General features: G+C 58.4%; 13 protein-coding genes and 1 pseudogene. 9 read left to right on the top strand and 5 right to left on the bottom strand.

What is annotated here, in order from left to right:
* Positions 1 to 109: 109 nt before the first annotated feature.
* The 6 genes and pseudogenes from ACODS3_RS14655 to ACODS3_RS14630 all read left to right on the top strand — a co-directional run bounded on the left by ACODS3_RS14655 (position 110) and on the right by ACODS3_RS14630 (position 12,256).
* Entirely contained in the window at positions 110 to 1,441 is a 1,332-nt protein-coding gene (locus tag ACODS3_RS14655) for an MdtA/MuxA family multidrug efflux RND transporter periplasmic adaptor subunit (protein ID WP_489034935.1), read from the top strand.
* The gene (locus ACODS3_RS14650) at positions 1,438 to 4,536 is read left to right on the top strand and encodes an MdtB/MuxB family multidrug efflux RND transporter permease subunit (protein WP_489034933.1); all 3,099 of its coding nucleotides are present in this window, start codon (positions 1,438 to 1,440) and stop codon (positions 4,534 to 4,536) included. Before ACODS3_RS14655 ends, ACODS3_RS14650 begins: the two co-directional genes overlap by 4 nt.
* Positions 4,533 to 7,637: an efflux RND transporter permease subunit gene (locus ACODS3_RS14645; protein ID WP_489034930.1), complete on the top strand. Its 3,105-nt coding sequence runs from the start codon at positions 4,533 to 4,535 to the stop codon at positions 7,635 to 7,637. Before ACODS3_RS14650 ends, ACODS3_RS14645 begins: the two co-directional genes overlap by 4 nt.
* Entirely contained in the window at positions 7,634 to 9,094 is a 1,461-nt protein-coding gene (locus tag ACODS3_RS14640; protein WP_489034928.1) for an efflux transporter outer membrane subunit, read from the top strand. The genes ACODS3_RS14645 and ACODS3_RS14640 overlap by 4 nt, the downstream gene beginning before the upstream one ends.
* Positions 9,095 to 9,272: 178 nt before the next feature.
* A pseudogene (locus ACODS3_RS14635) lies at positions 9,273 to 11,360 on the top strand (putative bifunctional diguanylate cyclase/phosphodiesterase); the annotation flags it as partial.
* A gap of 149 nt (positions 11,361 to 11,509) precedes the next feature.
* On the top strand, positions 11,510 to 12,256 hold the full coding sequence (locus ACODS3_RS14630; protein WP_201000456.1) for an SDR family oxidoreductase: 747 nt from the start codon (positions 11,510 to 11,512) through the stop codon (positions 12,254 to 12,256).
* Here the strand turns inward: ACODS3_RS14630 and mapR are convergent.
* From mapR to ACODS3_RS14610, 4 genes are all read right to left on the bottom strand, one after another.
* Positions 12,212 to 13,687 (bottom strand): GntR family transcriptional regulator MpaR, encoded by a 1,476-nt coding sequence (gene mapR / locus ACODS3_RS14625; protein ID WP_489034926.1) that lies wholly within the window; start codon positions 13,685 to 13,687, stop codon positions 12,212 to 12,214. The genes ACODS3_RS14630 and mapR overlap by 45 nt on opposite strands.
* A 179-nt stretch (positions 13,688 to 13,866) precedes the next feature.
* Positions 13,867 to 14,088 (bottom strand): DUF3203 family protein, encoded by a 222-nt coding sequence (locus ACODS3_RS14620; protein ID WP_201016997.1) that lies wholly within the window; start codon positions 14,086 to 14,088, stop codon positions 13,867 to 13,869.
* Between the two features lie 126 nt (positions 14,089 to 14,214).
* Complete coding sequence (locus tag ACODS3_RS14615; protein WP_489034924.1) at positions 14,215 to 14,391, bottom strand: hypothetical protein; 177 nt, start codon at positions 14,389 to 14,391, stop codon at positions 14,215 to 14,217.
* A gap of 66 nt (positions 14,392 to 14,457) precedes the next feature.
* Positions 14,458 to 14,652, bottom strand: coding sequence for a hypothetical protein (locus ACODS3_RS14610; protein WP_201016998.1), 195 nt, complete (start codon positions 14,650 to 14,652; stop codon positions 14,458 to 14,460).
* Between the two features lie 674 nt (positions 14,653 to 15,326).
* Here ACODS3_RS14610 and ACODS3_RS14605 point away from each other — a divergent pair.
* From ACODS3_RS14605 to glgB, 3 genes are read left to right on the top strand one after another with little or no spacing between them, the layout of a single operon-like run.
* On the top strand, positions 15,327 to 17,357 hold the full coding sequence (locus tag ACODS3_RS14605) for an alpha-1,4-glucan--maltose-1-phosphate maltosyltransferase (protein WP_201016999.1): 2,031 nt from the start codon (positions 15,327 to 15,329) through the stop codon (positions 17,355 to 17,357).
* A gap of 17 nt (positions 17,358 to 17,374) precedes the next feature.
* Complete coding sequence (gene treS / locus ACODS3_RS14600; RefSeq protein ID WP_201017000.1) at positions 17,375 to 20,704, top strand: maltose alpha-D-glucosyltransferase; 3,330 nt, start codon at positions 17,375 to 17,377, stop codon at positions 20,702 to 20,704.
* On the top strand, positions 20,701 to 22,932 hold the full coding sequence (gene glgB, locus ACODS3_RS14595; RefSeq protein WP_201017001.1) for a 1,4-alpha-glucan branching protein GlgB: 2,232 nt from the start codon (positions 20,701 to 20,703) through the stop codon (positions 22,930 to 22,932). The genes treS and glgB overlap by 4 nt, the downstream gene beginning before the upstream one ends.
* A 64-nt stretch (positions 22,933 to 22,996) precedes the next feature.
* Here the strand turns inward: glgB and ACODS3_RS14590 are convergent, their stop codons facing one another.
* A complete protein-coding gene (locus tag ACODS3_RS14590) occupies positions 22,997 to 25,609 on the bottom strand; it encodes an autotransporter family protein (RefSeq protein WP_489034921.1) in 2,613 nt (870 codons plus the stop codon).
* Positions 25,610 to 25,647 lie beyond the last annotated feature (38 nt).

The following is a 25,647-nucleotide window of genomic DNA, read 5'->3' as shown; positions in this document are numbered from 1 at the left end:
TTTTTTATTTGTGCTTCAACCGTTTAACAAAAGTAAGCGCTTGGTAAAGGCGCTTTGCTTGCAGCTCATCTGTGCTTATTGTTCAGCCTCCTGAAGAACCCCACCTGTAATGGTTGATTTATTCATGCAATCGTCTGGCCCCCGTAATTCCCGTCGCTGGTTGATCAGTCTGTTGGTCCTGTTGGTTATCGTCGGTTTGTGCTGGTGGTTCTGGCCTGCGTCCTCTTCACACAAGGGAGCCGAGGCTGGCAAGGCTCCTGCCGCTGCCGCTGGCGGTGCGGCCGGGCCGGGCAGAGGCATGGCGCGTCCGGGGTTCGGCGGTTCGGCGGTAGCGGTTCCGGTGCGGGTCGCTCCGGTAACCCAGGGCGACTTCCCGATCTATTACAAGGCGCTGGGCACGGTCACCGCGACCAACACCATCAATGTGCGCAGCCGGGTGGCTGGTGAGCTGGTCCGGCTTCACTTCCAGGAAGGGCAGATGGTCAAGGCGGGCGATCTGCTGGCCGAAATCGATCCGCGTACCTATCAGGTCGCGTTGCAGCAGGCTGAAGGCACCCTGGCGACCAATCAGGCGCTGCTGAAAAACGCTCAGCTCGATGTGCAACGCTACCGCGGTCTGTTCGCTGAAGACAGTATCGCCAAGCAGACGCTGGACACTGCCGAGTCGCTGGTCAACCAGTATCAGGGGACGATCAAGTCCAATCAGGCCGCAGTGGCAGAAGCCAGGCTCAACCTGGACTTCACCCGTATCAAGGCACCGATTGCCGGTCGTGTCGGCCTCAAGCAACTGGATGTCGGCAACCTTGTCGCCGCCAACGACACCACGGCACTGGTAGTGATTACCCAGATCCAGCCGATCTCGGTCAACTTCACCTTGCCGGAGAAAGAGCTTTCGGCAGTCATCACCCGTTATCGCAGTGGCGACCAGTTGCCCGTGGAAGCCTGGGACAGGGGTGACATCAAGCTACAGGCCACTGGCGTGCTCGCCAGCCTGGACAATCAGATCGATGTCGCCACCGGTACGCTGAAATTCAAGGCACGCTTCGAGAACCGGGACGAAGCGCTGTTTCCCAACCAGTTCGTGAATGTGCGCCTGCGTGCCGACACCCTCAGACAAGCGGTGCTGGTACCCACGGCTGCTGTGCAGTTCGGCACCAACGGTACCTTCGTCTATGCGATGGACGGCGACAAGAAGGTCAAGATCAATCTGCTCAAGACCGGCCCGAGCGATGAGAACTCGACGGTGGTCCTGGAAGGCCTGGCCGCAGGTGCGCGGGTCGTGCTCGAAGGTACTGACCGCCTGCGCGAAGGCGCCGCAGTGGAAGTGGTCAGCGACAGCAAGGACGTGCCGTCCACGCCGGGCCAGCAGTTACAAGGCAAGCCTGACAAGGCCACCGATAAATCGGCCTCGGCCGACAAGGCGGAAAAAACCCAAGCATGAACATGTCGCGCCTGTTCATCCTGCGTCCGGTAGCAACCACCCTGAGCATGCTGGCCATTGTGCTGGCCGGTTTGATTGCCTACACCTTGCTGCCGGTTTCTGCCCTGCCACAAGTGGATTACCCGACCATCCGGGTCATGACGCTATATCCGGGTGCCAGCCCGCAAGTCATGACCAGTGCCGTGACGGCTCCACTGGAGCGACAGTTCGGGCAGATGCCGGGGCTGGACCAGATGGCGTCCACCAGTTCGGGCGGCGCGTCGGTCATCACCTTGCGTTTCAATCTTGAAATCAATATGGACGTGGCCGAGCAGGAAGTGCAGGCGGCCATCAATGCCGCAACCAACCTGCTGCCCAACGACCTGCCTGCGCCACCGGTCTATAACAAGGTCAACCCGGCGGACACCCCGGTCCTGACCCTGGCGATTACCTCTAAAACCATGCTGCTGCCCAAGCTAAACGACTTGGTGGATACGCGCATGGCGCAGAAAATCTCCCAGATCAGCGGCGTCGGCATGGTCAGTATCGCGGGCGGACAGCGTCAGGCGGTGCGGATCAAGGTGAACCCCGATGCCCTGGCCGCCAACGGCCTGAACCTGTCGGATGTACGTACGCTGATCAGTGCCTCCAACGTCAACCAGCCAAAAGGCAACTTCGACGGGCCGACGCGGGTATCGATGCTCGATGCCAACGACCAGCTCAAGTCCCCCGAGGAATACGCCAACCTGATTCTGGCCTACAGCAACGGCGCGCCGTTGCGCCTGAAGGATGTGGCGCAGATCGTCGATGGTGCGGAAAACGAGCGGCTGGCAGCATGGGCCAACCAGAATCAGGCCGTGTTGCTCAATATCCAGCGTCAGCCCGGTGCCAACGTCATCGAGGTGGTGGACCGGATCAAGGCCTTGCTGCCCAGCATCACGGACAATCTGCCGGCCGGGCTGGACGTGATTGTGCTGACTGACCGCACCCAGACCATCCGGGCTTCCGTCACTGACGTTCAGCATGAGCTGCTGATTGCAATCATTCTGGTGGTGCTGGTGACCTTCCTGTTCCTGCGCCGGGTGAGCGCGACCATCATTCCGTCGATTGCCGTGCCGCTGTCCCTGATAGGCACGTTTGGCGTGATGTATCTGGCCGGTTTTTCCATCAATAACCTGACACTGATGGCCTTGACCATCGCCACCGGCTTTGTGGTGGACGATGCGATCGTGATGCTGGAGAACATTTCCAGGCATATCGAAGAGGGTGAAACGCCCATGCAGGCGGCATTGAAGGGCGCGAAGCAGATCGGCTTCACGCTGATATCGCTGACCCTGTCGCTGATTGCCGTATTGATCCCGCTGCTGTTCATGGCCGATGTGGTCGGGCGTCTGTTCCGGGAGTTCGCCATTACCCTGGCCGTGGCGATCCTGATTTCCCTGGTGGTTTCCCTGACCCTGACCCCGATGATGTGCGCCCGTCTGCTCAAGCGTGAGCCCAGGGAAGAAGAGCAGGGCCGTTTCTATCGTGCCAGCGGCGCCTGGATCGACTGGCTGATCCGCATCTATGCCGACAAGCTGCGCTGGGTGCTCAAGCACCAGCCCCTGACTCTGCTGGTGGCAATCGGCACACTGGGATTGACCGTCGTGCTGTATATGGCGGTCCCCAAGGGCTTCTTTCCGGTGCAGGATACCGGCGTGATCCAGGGGATTTCCGAGGCACCGCAGTCGGTGTCGTTCAAGGCCATGAGTGAGCGTCAGCAGTCTCTGGCAGAGATCATCCTCAAGGATCCGGCGGTTGTCAGCCTGTCTTCCTATATAGGTGTCGATGGCGATAACGCCACGCTCAACAGCGGTCGTCTGCTGATCAATCTCAAGCCCCATGGCGAGCGCGACCTGACCGCCATGCAGGTCATCCAGCGTCTGCAACCTCAACTGGACGGTCTGTCGGGCATTCGCCTGTTCATGCAACCTGTGCAGGACCTGACCATCGAGGACAGGGTCAGCCGGACCCAGTATCAGTTCAGCATGTCGTCACCCGATGCCGAGCTGCTCAGCCTGTGGAGCGGCAAGCTGGTGGATGCGTTGAGCAAACGCCCCGAATTGACCGATGTTGCCAGTGACCTGCAGGACAAGGGCCTGCAGGTCTACCTGATGATCGACCGCGATGCCGCCAGCCGTGTGGGTGTCACCGTGGCCAATATCACCGACGCGCTGTACGACGCCTTTGGTCAGCGACAGATTTCCACCATTTATACCCAGGCCAGCCAGTATCGAGTGGTATTGCAGGCGGCTGCCGGCAGCGAGCTAGGGCCTAAGGCGCTGGAGCAGAGCCACGTCAGGACCACCGATGGCGCTCAGGTCAAGCTGTCGAGTCTGGCGAGGGTCGAGCAGCGTCAGGCACAACTGGCGATTGCCCATATGGGGCAGTTCCCGGCGGTCATGATGTCGTTCAACCTTGCGCCGGATGTGGCGCTGGGCGAAGCGGTGAAAGTGATCGAGCAGGTTCAGAAGGACATCGGCATGCCGATTGGCGTGCAGACCCAGTTCCAGGGGGCTGCCGCAGCTTTCCAGGCCTCACTGTCCAGTACGCTTTTGCTGATCCTGGCGGCGGTGGTCACCATGTACATCGTACTGGGCGTGCTCTACGAGAGTTACATCCACCCGATCACCATTCTCTCGACCCTGCCGTCGGCAGCAGTGGGCGCCTTGCTGGCCCTGATGATCAGCGGCAACGACCTGGGGATGATCGCCATTATCGGCATCATTCTGCTGATCGGCATCGTCAAGAAAAACGCCATCATGATGATCGACTTCGCTCTGGATGCCGAACGCAATCGCGGCATCGACCCCGAGACGGCTATCTATGAGGCGGCGCTGCTGCGTTTCCGGCCGATCCTGATGACGACGCTGGCAGCGCTGTTCGGTGCCATACCGCTGATGCTGGCCACCGGTTCCGGCGCAGAGCTTCGTCAGCCGCTGGGGCTGGTGATGGTCGGCGGCCTGTTGCTCAGCCAGATCCTCACGCTGTTCACGACCCCGGTGATTTACCTGTATTTCGACCGGCTGGGTCGTCGCTGGAGCAGCAAGCCTGACGCCATACAGGTTGAAGCATGAATCTCTCCGCACCTTTCATCCGCAGGCCGGTCGCCACCGTCCTGCTGAGCCTGGCAATCATGCTGCTGGGCGCGGTCAGCTTCAGGCTGCTGCCCGTTGCACCCTTGCCGAACATGGATTTCCCGGTGATCGTGGTGTCGGCCAGTCTGCCGGGGGCCAGCCCCGAGATCATGGCTTCCAGTGTCGCAACGCCGCTGGAGCGCTCGCTGGGGACCATCGCCGGCGTCAACACCATGAGCAGCAGCTCAAGCCAGGGTTCGACCCGTGTGATTCTGCAGTTCGATCTGGACCGGGATATCAACGGCGCGGCGCGGGAAGTGCAGGCTGCAATCAACGCCTCGCGCAACCTGTTGCCCAGCGGTATGCGCAGCATGCCGACCTACAAGAAGGTCAACCCTTCCCAGGCACCGATCATGGTGCTGACGTTGACTTCCGATGTGCTGGAAAAGGGGCAGCTTTACGATCTGGCCTCGACCATTCTTTCCCAGAGCCTGTCCCAGGTGACCGGTGTGGGCGAGGTGCAGATCGGCGGCAGTTCGCTGCCGGCCGTGCGCATCGAACTTGAGCCCAACATGCTGGACCAGTACGGCGTGTCGCTGGACGAAGTGCGGACGACCATCACCGGTTCCAACGTGCGCCGCCCCAAGGGCTCGGTGGAGGATGGCCAGCATAACTGGCAGGTCCAGGCCAATGACCAGCTGGAAAAGGCCAAGGATTACGCACCGCTGATCATCCGCTATCAGGACGGCGCCGCATTGCGCCTCAAGGATGTGGCCAAGGTCAGCGACGCGGTGGAAAACCGCTATAACAGCGGTTTCTTCAATGACAGGTCAGCGGTGCTGCTGGTCATCAACCGTCAGGCCGGTGCCAACATCATCGAGACGGTGGCGCAGATCAAGGAACAACTGCCCGCCTTGCAGGCCGTCCTGCCTGCCAGCGTGAAACTGAACATTGCCATGGACCGCTCGCCGGTCATCAAGGCCACACTGCACGAAGCCGAGATGACCCTGCTGATCGCCGTGGTTCTGGTGATTCTGGTGGTGTTTCTGTTCCTGGGCAGCCTGCGGGCTTCACTGATCCCGACGCTGGCGGTCCCGGTTTCCCTGGTGGGCACTTTCGCCATCATGTATCTGTGCGGCTTCTCGCTGAACAACCTGTCACTGATGGCTCTGATTCTGGCCACCGGGCTGGTGGTGGATGACGCTATCGTGGTGCTGGAAAACATTTCCCGGCACATCGATGAAGGTGTTGCGCCCATGAAAGCGGCTTTTCTGGGTTCCAAGGAAGTCGGTTTCACGCTGTTATCCATGAACGTTTCGCTGGTGGCCGTGTTCATCTCGATTCTGTTCATGGGCGGTCTGGTGGAAAGCCTGTTCCGGGAGTTTTCCATCACCTTGTCGGTGGCGATCATCGTTTCGCTGCTGGTTTCCCTGACCCTGACCCCGATGCTCTGCGCACGCTGGCTCAAGCCTCAACAGCAGGAGCAGAACACCTTTCAGCGCTGGAGTCAGCGGGTCAACGAGCGCATGGTGGCTGGCTATGACCGGTCCCTTGGCTGGGTGCTGCGCCACCCGCGCCTGACGCTGCTCAGCCTGCTGATTACCATCGTCGTGAATGTCGCGCTGTATGTGGTGGTGCCCAAGACGTTTCTGCCGCAGCAGGACACCGGGCAGCTGATGGGCTTCATCCGTGGCGATGACGGTCTTTCGTTTACCGTGATGCAACCCAAGATGGAAATCTTCCGCCGTGCCGTGCTGACCGATCCGGCGGTGCAGAGTGTTGCAGGGTTCATCGGCGGCAGTGGCGGGACCAACAACGCTTTCATGATCGTACGCCTGAAGCCGATTTCCGAACGCAAGGTATCCGCGACCCAGGTGGTCGAGCGTTTGCGCAAGACTCTGCCTCATGTGCCGGGCGGGCGATTGTTCCTGGCTCCGGATCAGGACCTGCAACTGGGCGGTGGTCGTGAACAGGCCAGCTCCCAGTATCAGTACATTCTGCAAAGCGGTGACCTGCAAAGCCTGCGCGAGTGGTATCCGAAAGTCGTGGCGGCCCTCAAGGCCCTGCCGGAGCTGACGGCCATCGACGCCCGTGAAGGGCGCGGTGCCCAGCAAGTGACGCTGGTGGTCAATCGGGACGCGGCCAAGCGGCTGGGAATCGACATGAACATGGTTACCGCCGTGCTCAACAACGCCTATAGCCAGCGTCAGGTTTCCACCATCTATGACACCCTGAACCAGTATCAGGTGGTGATGGAGGTCAACCCCCGATACGCCCAGGACCCGGTCACGCTGCAACAGGTACAGGTCATTACCGCAGACGGGCAGCGAGTGCCGTTGTCGAGCATTGCCCATTACGAGCGCAGTCTTGCCAATGACCGGGTGTCCCATGAAGGTCAGTTTGCATCGGAGAGCATTTCCTTCGATCTGGCCGAAGGTGTCAGCCTGGACACAGCGACTGTCGCCATAGAGCGTGCCATTGCCAGGGTAGGCCTGCCTTCCGAAGTCATCTCCAAGATGGCGGGTGCCGCCAGTGCCTTTGCTGCAACCCAGAAAGGGCAGCCATTGATGATTCTCGGGGCGCTGCTGGCGGTTTATCTGGTGCTGGGGATTCTTTACGAAAGCTATATCCATCCGCTGACGATTCTGTCGACCCTGCCATCGGCCGGTGTCGGTGCCTTGCTGAGCATCTACGTGCTGGGCGGCGAATTCAGCCTGATTTCCTTGCTGGGGCTGTTCCTGCTGATTGGTGTCGTGAAGAAAAACGCGATCATGATGATCGACCTGGCCCTGCATCTGGAGCGTGAGTCCGGGATGACGCCACAGGAATCGATCCGCAGTGCCTGCCTGCAACGTCTCAGGCCGATCCTGATGACCACGATGGCTGCCATTCTTGGCGCATTGCCGCTGCTGCTGAGCAATGCCGAAGGTGCGGAAATGCGTCGCCCGCTGGGCCTGACCATTATTGGCGGGCTGGTCTTCAGCCAGGTTCTGACCCTTTACACCACGCCTGTGGTTTACCTCTATCTCGACCGGCTGCGCCACCGTTTCAACGGTTGGCGTGGCGTGCGCACCGATGCTGCTTTGGAAACCCCGCTATGACCGACCATCCGGCAATCAAATCCAACCCGCAATGGCTTGTCCGGCCAGTGGCAATGGGGCTTTGTGTCCTGCTGCTGAGCGCCTGCACCGTAGGGCCTGATTACCACAAGCCGTCAGTGACCACGCCTGTGCAGTTCAAGGCTGCTGAAGGCTGGCGTCAGGCGACACCGAGCGATGCCGTGGCGCGCGGTGCGTGGTGGGAGGTGTATGGCGACACGGAACTCAATGCGCTGGTGGAACGGCTCAACAGTTCCAACCAGACGGTCGCGCAATATGAAGCCCAGTACCGGCAGGCCAGGGCATTGGTGCGCAGTTCCCGCGGTGCGCTGTTTCCCTCTCTGGACCTGACCACCAGCAAGACCCGCTCAAGCCAGGGTTCTTCCAGCAGCAGTACCTCCAATGCCGACAGCATCAACAATTCCTATAACGCCCAGTTGGGTGTGAGCTGGGAGGCCGATATCTGGGGCAGGCTGCGCCGAGGCCTTGAGGCCGATACCGCCAGCGCCCAGGCCAGTCTTGCTGACCTGGCAGCCATGCAGTTGAGCCTGCAGTCGGAACTGGTGCAGAACTACCTGCAATTGCGGGTGCTGGATGAACAGAAGCGTTTGCTGGAGTCCACGGTTGAGGCTTACCAACGCTCTCTGACCATGACCCGCAATCAGTATCAGGCCGGTATTTCCGGGCGCGAAGCCGTGGCTCAGGCACAGACCCAGCTAAAGACCACCCAGGCCGACCTGATCGATCTGACGTGGCAGCGCGCCCAGTTCGAGAATGCCATCGCGGTCTTGATGGGCATGGCCCCGGCCGAGTTCAATCTGCCAGCGACTATAACTATCCCGGAGTTACCGCAGATTCCGGTGGGCATTCCTTCACAATTGCTGGAGCGTCGTCCCGATATCGCTGCCGCCGAACGCTCGATCATGGCTGCCAACGCCAATATCGGTGTCGCCAAGGCCGCTTACTACCCGGATTTCACCCTGAGCCTGAGTGGCGGCTATAACAGCAATTCGTTCTCCAACTGGATCAGCCTGCCGAACCGTTTCTGGTCGGTCGGGCCGCAAATGGCGCTGACACTGTTCGATGCGGGCAGACGCTCGGCGGAAGTCGATCGCATTGAAGCCGTCTATGACCAGACAGTTGCGCAATACCGGCAGACGGTCCTGAACGGCTTCCAGGAAGTGGAAAACTACATGGTTCAGCTCAAGGTCTACGAGGAGGAAGCGGCGGTTCGGCAGGAAGCGCTGGATGCCGCTCGCGAATCCCTGCGCCTGACCAGCAACCAGTACAAGGCCGGAGTGATCGGCTATCTGGATGTCGTCAATGTACAAACCACAGCACTGAGCAACGAGCGTTCTGTATTGAATGTCCTGCAAAGTCGCCTGATTGCCAGTGTTCAGTTGATTGCAGCACTGGGCGGTGGCTGGGATGGGCAGAGCGCTCTGCAACTCAAGGACTGATCAGCTCTGGAGGAGGGCGGAGAGCATCATTGTGCTGTCCGTCTGAAATTAATAATTTATATATGGCCAATAGCCATTTTTTTACGTGTCTGACGGGACATTCTGCCGTTTTTGCGTAAACTCTCCTGCAACTGTTTGGCATGGATGCGTTAACTCGATCCATGTCACAGGAGCGCCCATGTTGACTGGTCATTACACGCCCTCACTGGTCTTCATTTCCATATTCGTGGCGATTCTCGCTTCGTATACCGCGCTCGATCTGGCAGGCCGCATTGCTTCTGCCAAGGGTCGTGGCGTTTACATATGGATGTGTGGCGGTGCCTTTGCCATGGGCATCGGTATCTGCTCCATGCACTTCATCGGGATGCTGGCTTTCAAGCTTCGCATCGAACTCGGGTTCGATATCCCTCTGACCTTGCTGTCACTGCTGATTGCCATGCTGTCTTCAGGCATCGCTTTATGGCTGGTCAATCAGGTGCAATTACCTCTGTCACACCTGGCGCTTGGCGCCTTGTTCATGGGTGGCGGCATCAGCACCATGCATTACACCGGCATGGCAGCGATGCGCATGCAGCCAGGCATCGAGTACGACCCTTTCCTGTTCATCATGTCCCTGCTTATCGCTGTAGGGGCTTCGGCCGTTGCCATCTGGATTGCCTTTCGCTTGCGTCATCAGACCTCCAATGTGTTTCTGGTTCGGGCTGGAGCGGCGGTGGTCATGGGCATCGCCATTGTGGGCATGCACTATACCGGCATGGCGGCAGCCAGTTTTCCCGAAGGCAGTTTCTGCGGCGCGCTGGGTAACGGGTTGAAAAGCGATGGTCTGGACAAGCTGGTACTGGTCACCAGCCTGGCCGTATTGACCATCGTGCTGCTGACCTCGATTCTCGACGCCCGCCTTGAGGCCCGGACGGCTGTTCTGGCCAATTCGCTGCTGGAAGCCAACCGCGAACTCACCCATCAGGCTCTGCATGACAGTCTGACCAGTCTGCCGAACCGTGTATTGCTGGCTGATCGCATCGAGCAAGCAATAAGGAAGGTCAACGATAATGGCGGCTGTTTTGCGCTGATGTTCATGGACCTGGACGGTTTCAAGCCGGTCAACGATGCATTCGGTCACCATATCGGCGATCAGTTGTTGCGTCAGGTTGCGTTGCGCCTGCGGGAAAACCTGCACCGGCATGACACCCTGGCGCGAATCGGTGGCGATGAGTTCGTTCTGTTGATGGAATCCCAGGATATCGATGACGCCCTGGCCGTTGCATCGCGCCAGGTCGGCGTGATTGCCCAGCCGTTCGATATTGCCGAACACACTCTGCAGGTTTCGGTCAGCATCGGCATCTGCATGTACCCGGGCAATGGCGAGACTCAGCATGAGCTGCTGATGAATGCCGATGCAGCGATGTATCACGCAAAGGCTGCGGGAAAGAACTGCTACAGCTTCTTTGAATCCGCGATGAACACCAATGCCCGCAACCAGATGCAGCTCTTGCAGGGGTTGCGGTCAGCCATCAAGAACACCCATTTCTGCTTGTATTACCAGCCCAAGTTCGATGCCGTCAGCGGCTTGCCTGTAGGGGCCGAGGCCTTGCTGCGCTGGAATCACCCGGAGCAGGGGCTGCTTGGGCCGGATACGTTCATTGAACTGGCTGAAAAGACCGGCCTGATTATTCCTATCGGTGAGTGGGTGCTCGATGAAGCCTGCCGTCAGATGAGCGAATGGTATGCCCAGGGTTACACCCACTGGCGTATTGCAGTGAACCTTTCGGCCTTGCAGTTCTGTCATGCCGGGTTGGTCACGACGGTCGCCAATACCTTGTCCAGGCATCGGCTTGAGCCCAATTGCCTGACCCTGGAGATCACCGAAACCACCGCCATGAGCAATGCCGAGGTCACCATGGAGGTATTGCAGAAGCTTTCGGCCATGGGTGTCGATATTTCGATTGACGACTTTGGCACCGGTTACTCCAGCCTGATGTACCTCAAGCACCTGCCTGCCAATGAAATCAAGATCGACCGTGGTTTTGTCCGTGATCTCGACCACGACCGGGACGATGCCGCGATTGTCTCGGCCATTGTTGCCGTGGGCCGTGCCCTGGATTTGCGAATCGTTGCCGAAGGCGTTGAAAACAGTGTTCAGCAAAACTTCCTGACCGATCTGGGCTGCAATGCCTTGCAGGGTTTCCTGCTGGGGCATCCGCTGCCTGCGCAACAATTCATGAGCCATATCCTTTCGGTCGAGGGCCGCACACTCCCAAGGGCAAGTGGGGTGATAGCTGAAATACAGGATGGCGTTCATGCCAAAACGCTGGCAGGATCGATTCTGCATGCGGGCGCTGTGGGTCCGCTAGGCTCTGTATGAGCAACGGATCGCCATAGCGATCCTTGGCCCCTGAAAACATACGAGAGACATTCATGGATAAAGTCCTCCTCATTACCGGCGGCTCCCGCGGGATCGGTGCAGCCACGGCGCTTCTGGCAGCTTCACAAGGTTATCGAATCTGTATCAATTACCTGTCCGACCATGCCTCTGCCGAGAAAATATGCGGCAAGATCCGGGAGTTGGGTGCGCAGGCCATCACGGTACAGGCCGATGTCAGTAACGAGGACGAGATCATTCGCCTCTACGCGCGTATCGATTCGGAGTTGGGACCCATTACCCATCTGGTCAATAACGCCGGAACCATTGCCCATACCTCGCGGCTGGACGATATGTCAGAGTTCCGTATGCTCAAGATCATGATGACCAATGTGGTCGGCCCGATGCTGTGCAGCAAACACGCTTTGCTGCGCATGTCGCCGCGTCATGGCGGCAACGGCGGCAGTATCGTCAATGTGACCTCGGCTGCCGCGCGCCTGGGAGCGCCGGGCGAATATATCGACTATGCGGCTTCCAAGGGAGCACTGGATACCTTCACCACAGGACTGTCCCTGGAAGTCGCGGGTGAGGGCATTCGGGTCAATGCTGTAAGACCGGGCTTCATCTTCACCGACTTTCATGCCCTGAGCGGCGATCCGTTTCGGGTCAGCAAGCTTGAAGGGAACATCCCCATGTACCGGGGCGGTAAAGCCGAAGAAGTTGCCGAGACCATTGTCTGGCTGCTGTCGGACCATGCTTCATACGTGACCGGCACCTTCATCGATGTTGCTGGTGGTCGCTGACGCTCGATTGTCCAGCAACGAACGAATGATCCGCCCCAGGGTTTCCATGGCCTTCTCGGAGGTTGTGGTCCAGGGGCTGCCGTAGTTCAGGCGAATGCAGTTACCAAAGCGTCGGGTCGGCGAAAAGATCGGCCCCGGCGCAATACTGATCCCCTGAGCTAGCGCCACCTGGAAGACTTTCAGCGAGTCGAGCTGTTCTGGCAGTTCCACCCACAAAAAGTAACCGCCTACCGGCTGGCTGACTCTGGTCTGCGCCGGGAAGTGTCGACCGATGGCACTCAGCATGGCCCGCTGCTGATCTTCCAGTGCGTAGCGCAGCTTGCGCAGGTGTCGGTCATAACCGCCGTGCTGCAGATAGTCAGCAATGGCGGCTTGAGCAGGCATCGAGGCGCAAAGAGAGGTCATCAGTTTCAAGCGTTCGATCTTCTGCGCATAACGTCCTGCCGCAACCCAGCCGATCCGATAACCCGGCGCAAGGCTTTTGGAAAACGAGCCGCAGTGCATGACCAGCCCCTCGGTATCAAAGGCCTTGGCCGGTTTCGGGGCCTGAGGGCCGTAGTACAGCTCGGCATATACATCATCCTCGATCAATGGCACCTGATGCTCGCGCAGCAGTTCCACCAGTTCACGTTTGCGCGCCTCCGGGACCTGCGCACCGGTCGGGTTCTGGAAAGTGGTCATGCACCAGCAGACCTTGATTGGATGTCGCTCCAAAGCCTGCTTCAATATGCCCAGGTCGATACCGTCACGCGGGTGAGTCGGGATCTCCACGGCCTTGAGTTTCAGACGCTCCAGCACTTGAAGGCAGGCGTAAAAGGCGGGGGCTTCGATGGCCACAAGATCGCCAGGCTCGGTGACGGCCTGTAGACACAGGTTCAGAGCTTCCAGCGCGCCATTGGTAATCAGCAGCTCCTCCATGGGTAACACCAGGCCATTGACCATGTAGCGCAAGGCGATCTGACGACGCAGTTGCGGATTGCCCGGCGACATATCGGTGACCACCATGCGCGGGTCCATCTCGCGAGAGGCACTGGCCAGAGAGCGGGAAAGACGCGGCAACGGGAACAATACCGGGCTGGGAAAGGCCGAGCCAAAGGGCACCGTATTGGGGTCCTTGATCGAATCCAGCACTGAAAACACCAGCTCACTGACATCCACTTCAGTGGATTCATAGACCTGAGTGCTGGCCTGCGGCTCGCTGAACGGTCTGGGTGGCTTGTCGACAATGCCGTTTACGAAATACCCGGAACGCGCACGCGCCCGAATCAGCCCGCGACGCTCCAGCAGGTAATACGCCTGGAACACGGTCGAAGGGCTGATACCGTGGGTCTGGCTCGCATAACGAACCGAAGGCACCCGCTGGTCCGGTCCCAGCACGCCACTGCGAATCAACTCGGCTACATCGTCGGCATACTTCTCGTAACGCTTCATGGCATCACCGCTAATGAGGTAGCCGGACTATAAAGGCGAGACTGTTTTCAGAACAGATGCAGGTTCATGCTGAAAAAGCAGATCAGATAAAGCCGGTAGGAGAGAATGCATTCGCGAAGAGTCAGTACGCCCGACAGAGTAATGTCGTTTGAAATACCCTCTCGCGAATGAATTCGCTCCTACTCTCTAACCGTGTGATGCCGCTTGTCCTGCGCACCTTGCACTGTCAGCGCATCGGCATCCGCCTCGGTTATCGGTACGTGCTGTCCATCTATCAGCGCCTCGGACATATGGGTCGCATCGTTGGTCGTGATGATCACATCAGCCACGAGGCTGCGCAAAATCGTATCGTGAAAGGTCACGGAGCAGGATTGGTGAGCGCTATCGAATTCCAGTGTCATGGCACAACTCCTTGAGGTGTGCGTCAAAACTCTCAAACATTTCTGCCCGGCACATTGACTCGGGTCAGGGTTCGACGAAGGAGAAATGCGAGCCGGCCGCAACCGCTCACATCCTCCCGATTCCGGTCACTGCGGCAAGTCATCCACCAGAATGACCGGAGGCTCCTGAGTCGGAGGGTCGCCTGCAGGCGGCTGGATCACCGGCGGCAGGGTCGGTGGCGGCTCTTCGGCTGGCGGTGGCACGGGCAGGGTGGGTTTATCGATATTCGGGTCCGGCGTTTCGGCCGGGATTGGAATGTTCATTGAGCTTCACCTCGATACCAGATAAGTGGGGTTCGTGATGTTTGACCGCCGAGCGCGTTCTGGAATTCAGACGATTTTGTTTTGCCAGGATAACAATGTGGAATGAATAGTCAGCTCATCTATTACAGGTTCTGAAGCTTCATGAGCTTCTTTCAGTTCTTTCAATACACTCCATAGTGGCTCTGATGTTTTTTCTTTTTCAACGCTCGGGTTTATGTTTTCAAAAAATAAAAGTTCGTAATTAAATATCTTGAGCTGCATGGTTGGCCTTTTTATAGATTTATAGAGGGTGTAAACCCGGTGCAAAGAATTTTTATGAGTTGTAGTTGCCTGTAGAGCCTTGCAGGGTAGGGTGTTCGTGCGTGGGATTGTGCTGAGGGATCTGTTTTTATTTGTTTAATATGTTCGAGTCAATATGGTTTGCATATGCCAGGTTTGATTGATTTTTCTGTTGTGGAAGCGTCTTACGTTTCTTTAAGAAACTTCGGTGTTTTTGCTGATGGTTACTTAAGGTCTTTGATTGTTGTAAGAGTTTTCCGTAGGTGTTATCGACAGGCTTATGCTCACCATCGAAAATATCTGATTTGAGAAAGTACTCACATTTTTCGGCTAATAGTTTTCCAGTGGTTCAACTCTGGGATCTTTATATGCTCCCCTAAAAAAGCCGACGAACGGTCGTCCGGGTTTTGGTCCGCATGCCCATTCAGGCATTTCCTGCTGTTGCATGGCGCAGTCCTGAGCGAACAGATTCGTCTACGCTGAGGCTCGTTCTCAAACTTTTTGAACTTTGCCTGTACAGGCGGCATCGGAAAAACATGTGACAGATATTCAGGCGAATCAGGATTGTCTTTGTCTGTCCGCACCGCATCGATACAAAACCTTTTTCTGCATGGATCTGCACAGGAGCGTCCCAGGGGCGTGAGGAGTGATGCTCGATGAATGTGACTGCTGATCAGCCATACGGCCCGGATTCTCTGGCCTCTGATGTTCCACACCCAACCCGTCCATTGTCCCTGACCCAAGCCCTGCAATTACCGCGCATCGTGATCGAAGACACCATGCCGGTGATCGATGGCGGGTTGTTTGCTGCCAAGGGCATCGTCGGGCAGAAGGTCACGGTGACCAGCAAGGTGTTTGCCGATGGGCATGACAAGCTGGCAGTGCGGGTCTGTTGGCGGGTGGACGGTGACGGGGAGTGGCAGGACGCTTTGCTGCACGACCTTGGAAATGACAGCTGGATCGGCGAATTCACGCCGACGTCCGTTGACCGTTACGTATTTCGCCTGGAGGCCTGGATCGATCAGTACGCCAGTTATCGTTACGAACTGGAGAAAAAGTACGGTGCCGGTGTGCCCATCGAGCTGGAGCTGGAAGAAGGGCGTATTCATCTCGTTCATGCGGCCGAGCGAAGCCAGGGCGCGTTGCGTCAGCAGATCGAAAGTGTTCTGGAGCGCTTGGGGCAACTGGATTCCGAAGGCCGGGTTGCCTTGCTCTTGCACAGTGAAACTGCGGCCTTGATGGTCCAGGCGGACAATCGGACGTTTCTGAGTCGCAGTATCGAGTTCCCGCTGGATGTGGAGCGTCAGTTGGCGCAGTTCGCCAGTTGGTATGAATTGTTTCCCCGCTCGATTACCGATGATCCGGCGCGGCACGGCACCTTCAATGATGTGCACTCACGTCTGCCGATGATTCGGGACATGGGCTTTGACGTGCTGTATTTCCCGCCTATCCACCCCATTGGCCGCGCCCATCGCAAAGGCCCGAACAATTCGCTGACCGCAGGCCCGGACGATCCCGGTAGCCCTTACGCCATCGGCAGTGAAGACGGTGGTCATGAGGCTATTCATCCGCAACTGGGCACCCGCGAGGATTTTCGCAATCTGGTTGCAGCGGCTGCGGAGCACGGCCTGGAGATCGCTCTGGATTTCGCCATTCAGTGCTCTCAGGATCACCCTTGGCTCAAGCAGCATCCGGGCTGGTTTTCCTGGCGGCCGGACGGGACCATCCGTTATGCAGAGAACCCGCCGAAGAAATATCAGGACATCGTCAACGTCGACTTCTATGCGGCCGATGCGATTCCCGGCCTGTGGCTGGAGTTGCGGGATATCGTGCTGGGGTGGGTCGAGGAGGGTGTCAAGATCTTCCGGGTCGATAACCCGCACACCAAGCCGCTGCCGTTCTGGCAGTGGATGATCGGTGACATTCGCAGCCAGCACCCTGATGTGATGTTTCTGGCCGAAGCCTTTACCAAACCCGCGATGATGGCGCGTCTGGGCAAGGTCGGCTATTCACAGAGCTATACCTATTTCACCTGGCGCAACACCAAGGCCGAGTTGTCCGAGTACCTGACCCAGCTCAACCAGCCACCGTTGCGCAATTGCTACCGTCCCAATTTCTTTGTCAATACGCCGGATATCAACCCGCATTTCCTGCATGAGTCGGGGCGCGCGGGCTTTCTGATCCGGGCCGCACTGGCGACCATGGGGTCGGGCCTGTGGGGCATGTATTCGGGGTTTGAGCTGTGCGAGTCGGCACCGATCCCCGGCAAGGAGGAGTATCTGGATTCCGAGAAGTATGAGATCCGGGTCAGGGACTTCACGGCACCGGGCAATATCATTGCCGAGATCGCCCAGCTCAACCGTATTCGCAGGCAGAACCCTGCATTGCATAGTCATCTGGGTTTGAAGCTGTATGCGGCCTGGAACGACAACATTCTGTATTTCGGCAAGCGCTCGGACGATGGCAGTAACTTCATTCTGGTGGCTGTCAGCCTGGATCCGTTCAATGCCCAGGAAGCGCACTTCGAGTTGCCGCTGTGGGACATGGGCCTGCCCGACGATGCTGCAACTTCGGGCGAGGACCTGATGACCGGGCATCGATGGACCTGGTACGGCAAGATTCAGTGGATGCGGATCGACCCTTCGTATCAGCCATTTGGTATCTGGCGTATCCAGGCCGCGAATTGAAGAGGCAGGAGCCCGTAATGGCGAAGAAGAAAGCTACTAACGCCACATTCATCAATGATCCGCTCTGGTACAAGGACGCCGTGATCTATCAGGTTCACGTCAAGTCGTTCTTCGATTCCAACAATGATGGTATCGGTGACTTTGCCGGCCTGATCGACAAGCTCGATTACATCGCCGAACTGGGCGTCAACACCATCTGGGTGCTGCCGTTCTATCCCTCGCCCCGGCGTGATGATGGCTACGACATTTCCGAATACCGTGATGTACACAGCGACTACGGCACCATGGCCGATGCCAGAAGGTTCATTGCCCAGGCCCACAAACGCGGCTTGCGGGTCATCAGCGAACTGGTCATCAACCACACCTCGGACCAGCATCCCTGGTTTCAGAAGGCGCGGCATGCCAAGCCCGGTTCCAAGGCCCGGGATTTTTATGTTTGGTCCGATACCGATCAGAAGTATGAGGGCACGCGCATCATCTTTCTGGACACGGAAAAGTCCAACTGGACCTGGGACCCGGTGGCCGGCCAGTACTTCTGGCACCGCTTCTACTCCCATCAACCGGATCTGAATTTCGACAATCCCTACGTGATGGACGCGGTACTGGAAGTCATGCGCTTCTGGCTGGACCTGGGTGTCGATGGCTTGCGTCTGGATGCGATTCCTTACCTGATCGAGCGGGATGGCACCAACAACGAGAACCTGCCCGAGACTCATCAGGTACTCAAGCGCATCCGTGCCGAGATCGACGCCCACTATCCTGATCGCATGCTGCTGGCCGAGGCCAATCAATGGCCGGAAGATACGCAACTGTATTTCGGTGATACCCATGGCCCCAATGGCGATGAATGCCACATGGCGTTTCACTTCCCTCTGATGCCGCGCATGTATATGGCGCTGGCCCAGGAAGACCGCTTCCCGATCACTGACATTCTGCGCCAGACACCGGAAATTCCGGCCAACTGCCAGTGGGCAATCTTTCTGCGCAATCACGATGAACTGACCCTGGAAATGGTCACCGACCGTGAACGGGACTACCTGTGGAATTACTACGCAGCCGACAAGCGCGCCCGCATCAATCTGGGCATCCGCCGACGTCTGGCTCCGTTGGTGGAGCGTGACCGGCGTCGGGTCGAACTGCTCAACAGCATGCTGCTGTCCATGCCCGGTACTCCGACGCTGTACTACGGTGATGAAATCGGCATGGGCGACAACATCTATCTGGGGGACCGCGATGGCGTTCGTACGCCGATGCAGTGGTCCATCGACCGCAATGGCGGTTTCTCCCGTGCCGACCCGGCCAGTCTGGTGTTGCCACCGATCATGGACCCGCTGTACGGCTACCAGTCGGTCAACGTCGAAAGCCAGGAAAAAGATCCTCATTCATTACTGAACTGGAATCGTCGAATGCTGGCGGTGCGCAAGCAGCAGAAGGCATTCGGGCGCGGCACGCTGAAAATGCTGTCACCGTCCAATCGTCGCATCCTGGCTTACATTCGCGAATACACAGGGTCAGATGGACACAACGAAATCATTTTGTGCGTAGCCAACGTTTCCAGTGCGGCCCAGGCGGCCGAACTGGAGCTGTCGGCCCATGCGGGCACTGTCCCGGTGGAAATGCTCGGCGGCAGTGCCTTCCCGCCGATCGGGCAACTGAGTTATCTGCTGACGCTGCCACCTTATGGTTTTTACTGGTTTCTTCTCGCCCCGGAGAATCAAATGCCCAGTTGGCACGTGGAACCTGCGCAAAGCATGCCGGACTTTCCCACGCTGGTACTCAAGAAGCGTCTTGAGGAATTGCTCGACGAGCCGTTGCGCAGCACGATGGAAAACACTTCCCTGGCGGTCTATCTGCCCAAGCGTCGCTGGTTTGCGGGCAAGGACAAGGCCATTGAACAGGTCAACATCGCCTATGCCGTTCGCTTCGGCGACCCGGCGCATCCGGTCCTGCTCAGTGAAATCGAGGTCACTGCCGGTGGTCAGCCAGAGCGTTATCAATTGCCTTTCGGGCTGTTGGCCGAAGATGACATCAGCAGCGCCTTGCCCCAGCAACTGGCGCTTGCCCGCGTGCGGCGCGGTCGGCAGGTGGGGCTGATTACCGATGCCTTTACTCTGGAAACCTTTATTCGGGCAGTGATTCAAGGCATGCAGGATCAGACCGTACTGACCTGCAACGACGGCGAATTGCGTTTCGAGCACACGTCGGAACTGGCGCCCTTGGGGCTGAGTGACGAGTCTGAGGTGCGCTATCTCTCCGCCGAGCAGTCCAACAGCTCTGTTGTGGTGGGCAGCAGCCTGGTGCTCAAGCTGATCCGCAAGGTCAGTGCCGGTACTCACCCGGAACTGGAGATGGGGGCTTATCTGACCAATGCCGGTTACCGGAACATTTCGCCCTTGCTGGGGGCCGTGACGAGGGTTGGCAATGACGGGCAGCCGCATCTATTGATGATTGCCCAAGGCTACTTGAGCAATCAGGGCGATGCCTGGGAGTGGACGCAAAACAACCTTGAGCGGGCAGTGCGCGATGCGCTGGCACATGGCGTGTCCGAGCAGGAGCAGCATTACAACGCGCTGCTGGAACTGGCGGATTTTTCTCTTTATCTGGGGCAACGACTCGGAGAAATGCACCAGGTTCTGGCAGCACCGACCGATAATCCGGACTTTGCGGTGCAAGTCACCAGTATCGATGACAGTCAGGCGTCGGCGAAAAGCATCGGCGCACAGCTTGAGCGTGCCCTGCAATTGCTCGATCAGCGCAAGGACGATCTGGGGCCGGAAGACCGGCAACTGGTCGATGACCTGAGTGCCAGTCGCCAAGCCATTCAGAACCATGTGCAAGACCTGGCCAGACGCTCGGTGGGCGGTTTACGCATGCGGGTCCACGGCGACCTGCATTTGGGTCAGGTATTGGTGGTCAAGGGCGACGCCTATCTGATCGATTTCGAGGGCGAGCCTGCCCGCAGCTTGCCCGAGCGACGTGCCAAACACAGCCCGTTCAAGGATGTCAGCGGCGTTTTGCGATCTTTCGACTACGCTGCCGCAATGGCCGTGCGCAGTGCTCAGAGTGTCGACACCTCGGCCGAGGCCGGCGTGGCCCGCCGTCATGTAGCCGAAACCTACCTCGCTCAGGCCCGCGAGGCGTTTCTGGAGGGTTATCGCAAGGCAACACTCGGCCTGGCTCATGCCTGGAAAGACGAGAACGGAGAGAGCGCTGCGCTGGAGCTGTTCACCCTGGAAAAAGCCGCTTATGAAGTGATCTACGAAGCCGAGAATCGTCCGAGTTGGTTGGCCGTACCTTTGCAAGGCTTGCGTGGGTTGCTGGAACTGTCTGATGGAGAAACCAAATGAATTTGCCTGACAAGATCGGTACGGGCCGCCAACCAATGCCTGCTGCTGTCGATATGGATGCTTTGATCCGTGCGGAGCACAGAGATCCCTTTTCCATTCTCGGGCCACATGACGATGGCGCCCACGGGCAGTTCATCCGTGCGTACCTGCCGGGTGCATTGAGTGTTCGTGTGCTTGCCCAGAACGACGGACGGGATCTGGGCGAGTTGCAGATGAGTGAAGTGCCAGGTTTTTTCGTGGGGCATTTCGAGCAGGCACAGCCTTATCTGTTGAAGATCAACTGGGCCGGTGGCGAACAGGTAACCGAAGATCCCTACAGCTTCGGTCCGCTGCTGGGCGAGATGGATCTGTATCTCTTTGCAGAAGGCAATCATCGCGACCTGAGCAGTTGCCTGGGCGCACAGCTCACCAATGTCTCAGGTATCGATGGCGTGCGGTTTGCGGTCTGGGCTCCGAATGCTCGCCGGGTCTCGGTGGTGGGCAGTTTCAATAACTGGGACGGGCGTCGTCATCCGATGCGCCTGCGGCATCCCTCGGGTGTCTGGGAAGTATTCGTGCCTCGCTTGCAGGCAGGCGAGATCTACAAATACGAAATCCTGGGCAGCCAGGGCATCCTGCCCTTGAAATGTGACCCGGTGGCGCTGGCAACCACCTTGCCACCCGATACCGCCTCAAAGGTCGCCCAGCCGTTGCAGTTCGACTGGCAGGACCATGACTGGCTGCAATCGCGCGGCGCCCGGCATGCCCAGACGGCGCCGCTGTCGATCTACGAGCTGCATGCCGGTTCCTGGCAGATGGAGCAGAACGAAGACGGGACGCAGTGGCGGCAATACAACTGGCGTGAACTGGCTGACCGGCTGATCCCTTACGTCAAGGAACTGGGCTTCACCCATATCGAACTGATGCCGATCATGGAGCATCCATTTGGCGGCTCCTGGGGTTATCAATTGCTGGCGCAATTTGCTCCCACGGCACGTTATGGCTCGCCCGAGGACTTTGCGTTCTTCGTCAACGCCTGCCATCAGGCCGAGATCGGCGTGATCCTGGACTGGGTGCCCGCGCATTTTCCAACCGATACCCATGGCCTGGCCCAGTTCGACGGCACGGCGCTGTACGAATATGGCAACCCGCAGGAAGGCTTCCACCAGGATTGGGACACCCTGATCTACAACCTGGGCCGCACCGAAGTACATGGTTTCATGCTGGCCTCGGCGCTGCACTGGCTCAAGCACTTCCATATCGACGGCCTGCGGGTGGATGCTGTGGCATCGATGCTTTATCGGGATTACTCGCGCAAGGCTGGCGAATGGGTACCGAACCGTTTTGGCGGGCGTGAAAACCTCGAAGCCATCGACTTCCTGCGTCACCTCAACGATGTGGTCGCGATTGAAGCGCCGGGCACCATGGTGATTGCCGAGGAGTCCACGGCCTGGCCGGGCGTCACCCAGAATACCCAGCAGGGCGGGCTGGGGTTCTCCTACAAATGGAACATGGGCTGGATGCATGATTCGTTGCATTACATGCAGCAAGACCCGATTCATCGCGCCCATCACCATAACGAACTGAGCTTTGGTCTGGTGTACGCCTGGTCCGAGCGTTTTATCCTGCCGATTTCCCATGATGAAGTGGTGCATGGCAAGCACTCGCTGATCGACAAGATGCCGGGTGACCGTTGGCAGAAATTCGCCAATCTGCGCGCTTACCTGACCTTCATGTGGACGCATCCGGGCAAGAAGCTGCTGTTCATGGGCTGTGAGTTCGGCCAGTGGCGCGAGTGGAACCACGACGAGCAACTGGACTGGTACCTGCTGCAATATGCTGATCATATCGGCGTGAAAAAGCTGGTATCGGACCTCAACCGCCTGTATCGCCAGGAAAAGGCCCTGCACGAGCGCGATGCCGAGCCGATGGGGTTCCAGTGGCTGATCGGTGACGATGCGGCCAACAGCGTTTTTGCCTGGTTGCGCTGGAGCAAGGAGGGTGAGCCGCTGCTGGTGGTCGCCAACCTGACCCCGGTGCCCCGTGAAAACTATCGTGTTGGCGTGCCATTCACCGGGACCTGGGTCGAACTGCTCAACAGTGATGCTGAAACGTATGCAGGCTCGAATCTGGGTAATGGCGGCGGGGTGCATACCGAAGACAGCCCGAGCCACGGGATGCCTGCTTCTGTTTCATTGAGTCTGCCGCCTTTGGCGGTGCTGATTCTCAAGCCTAAGGTCGAGGAATAGTGAACCGTCGCGGCCAAGGCCCCTCCCACATCTGCGTGGGAGGGGCCTTGGCCGCGACAGCAACCTACCAGCTCACTCTGACCCCCAGATTTCCCCGCAACCCATCCAGGTCATTGTCATCCAGATTGCTGCTGTAATCGGCGCTCAGGTAGAGGCTGATCTCACGGGATAATCGGGTTGTCAGCCCAACGCCCAGGTCAGCCGTCGTCGATTTGTGTTCCGTCTTGATCCGGTCGTTGTGATCGAAGGTCAGTGTGTCCGCACCATCAAAGTTTTGCCACAGGTTACCTTGTAAAAACGGCTCGACCGGAACTCCCCGCACTTGATAGCGGCCTTCAAGCCGTCCACCCAGGCGTGCGGTGGTGTAGGGCTGTGAGTCGAACGCGACGTGTGAGATTCCATCGTTCTGGCTATCGAGGTCGATACGTTGATGGATCACTTGTGCCTGAGGTTCGATAACCCAGTGTGGCGCCAGCGCAATGGGGTAACCCGCCTCGACGGAGAGGCTCAGGACATGGCCGTCAGTGTCGATACGAATCCCCCGGTCTGAACGGCTGTTGCCATCCAGTCGAGTACCCATCGCCACGGTATCCAGATACCAGCCTTGCGGGTCGATCAGGGTCCAGTAGATGCCGAGGCTGTCACCCTGGATTTTCAGCTTGCCAGTACGGCGGCCCTCGAAACCCTCGGCAAAGCCTTTGACGTGGCCGTCCAGTTGCGTGTGGGCAACGAATAGACCGGTTCGCTGGGTACGCCCGCTGCTGGTTTGCAGGGCCAACAGGTCATGGCCGACCTGATAGCCCTTGAGCGATGCATCAAGGCCAGGAGCTACCGTGCCTGACCAGTCCTGCTGGAAGTCGTTGCCAAATATACGCGCCCAGCCGGCAGCAAAGGCACCGGTCTCGTTCAGCAGGTTCTGGTCGCCTTGACGCTCATGGAAGGTCCCCAGGGATGACAGCGCCAGTTTTGCAGCGGCTGGAGGCACCACTGCGTAATTCGGAACCTCCAGGCGATACAAGGGAACAGGCGCAGCACCACGTACAGGAGCGGGAAGCGGCGGGGTGCCAGGTGCGGGAACGGGCTGGATAGCCGCCGGTTGAAAGGTTGGCGGTGTGGGCGCTGGAGCTTCGGGTGGCACAGGAGTTGGCGTTGGCGTTGGCGTTGGTGTCGGTTCAGGAGCAGGCTCGACTGGCGCAGTGACGAGTGCCTCAGGTACGGAAATCACCGATGAGCGCAGAAACCAGCTGTTCTCCGAGCCGGCAGTGGCTCCACCCTTGAACAGGTAGTACTGATAGGCGCCGACAGACAATGAGTTTTTCAGTGAAAAGGCTGAGTTATCGCTGGTCGCGCCATTGGCGGCCTCGACCACTTCGATCCCGTTTTGCAGGGTCAATGCACCGACTCCTCCTTGATTGTCGACTGTAATCTGAGTGCTGCCGCTGATCGATCCCCGGGATACCACCAGTTTGTCGCTGGGCGAGCTGTCTTCGCCCAGCACCGATTGCAGCCTTAGCTGCCCGTTATTGCCAACGTAATTGCCATTGACCGTCAGTGTGTCAGTCGCACTGCTGCTACCGGTGCTCATGTCCAGAGTGCCGGCGTTGTTGAGTGTGACCAAGCGAGCGCTGGTAAAAGGCGAAATGCTGCCCGATACGGATGTCAGGGTACTGCTGGCGTCGACATTCATGACTCCCGTTTCGCTGGTGCTATCCCCCAGCGTGAAAATGCCTGCCAGATCCAGCCGTGAACCATTGTTCAGATTGACCGTTTCCCAGTTGGTATAGCGTGCGGGATTTGCTGAGGTTGTTGCATCAAAGGCCAGTAGATCCGTGCCCGGACCACCATTGAGCAGCGGGTTGGGTCCCAGGTAGGTTTCATTCAGATTGCTCAGTGTCGCCGTGTCATTATCGTTCTCCATCAGCACACTGCCGCGTATGTAGCCGCCATTGAGCCAGGTGAAGGTGTCATTGCCGAAGCTGGTGCGAATCCCGCCGCGAATCTCGCCGCCACTGACGGTAACCCTGTCGTTGCCACCACTGACACTGACGATCCCGCCAATACTGCCGTCTGACAGAATGATCGTATCGCGGCCAAAGCCTGTGACCAGATTGTTGACGATGGCCCCGCCCGACATATCGAAGGTATTGTCATCCAGTTTCATGTCTACGCGGCCTATGGTGCCGCCGGTCATTCTGGCCTGATCACCATCCTCGAAGGCGTTACTGATCGTGCCGCCGGTCATGAGAAAGGTGTCCAGGCCATCGCCTTGAGTCAGCGAGCGCAGGGTGCCGCCACTCATGAAGAAATCATCACGGTCGGTACCTTGATTGACATCGCCCGTGATGTTTCCTGCCGTGATACGAAACTGATCCGGCCCCGCGCCCTGATTGACGCTGCCGGTGATGTTGCCGGAATTCATCTCGACCCTGTCGCTCCCTGGCCCATAGGTGACGCTGCCGTTAATCGAACCCGTACCTCCTGCCGGGAATATCAGCGTGTTATTACCGCCAGGTTTGTTCAAGGGGCCGCTGTTGCCGCTGTCACAGACCTGTATCTCGTTGGCGATGGTGGCGGCGAGATCGCAGGCACCATGAGCGTTGGGAGAGATGAAGAAGGTCAGTACAGCCAGGGGAAGGATTCGAGCGATGAAGCGCAGTAACCGGTGGTTGATTTTCATGACTGCTCTCTCTGAACACGTGGTCAGGGAGGCGGTTC

The sequence above is a fragment of the Pseudomonas sp. FG43 genome, assembly GCF_057809175.1.
This window is presented reverse-complemented; position numbering and strand designations above follow the sequence as displayed.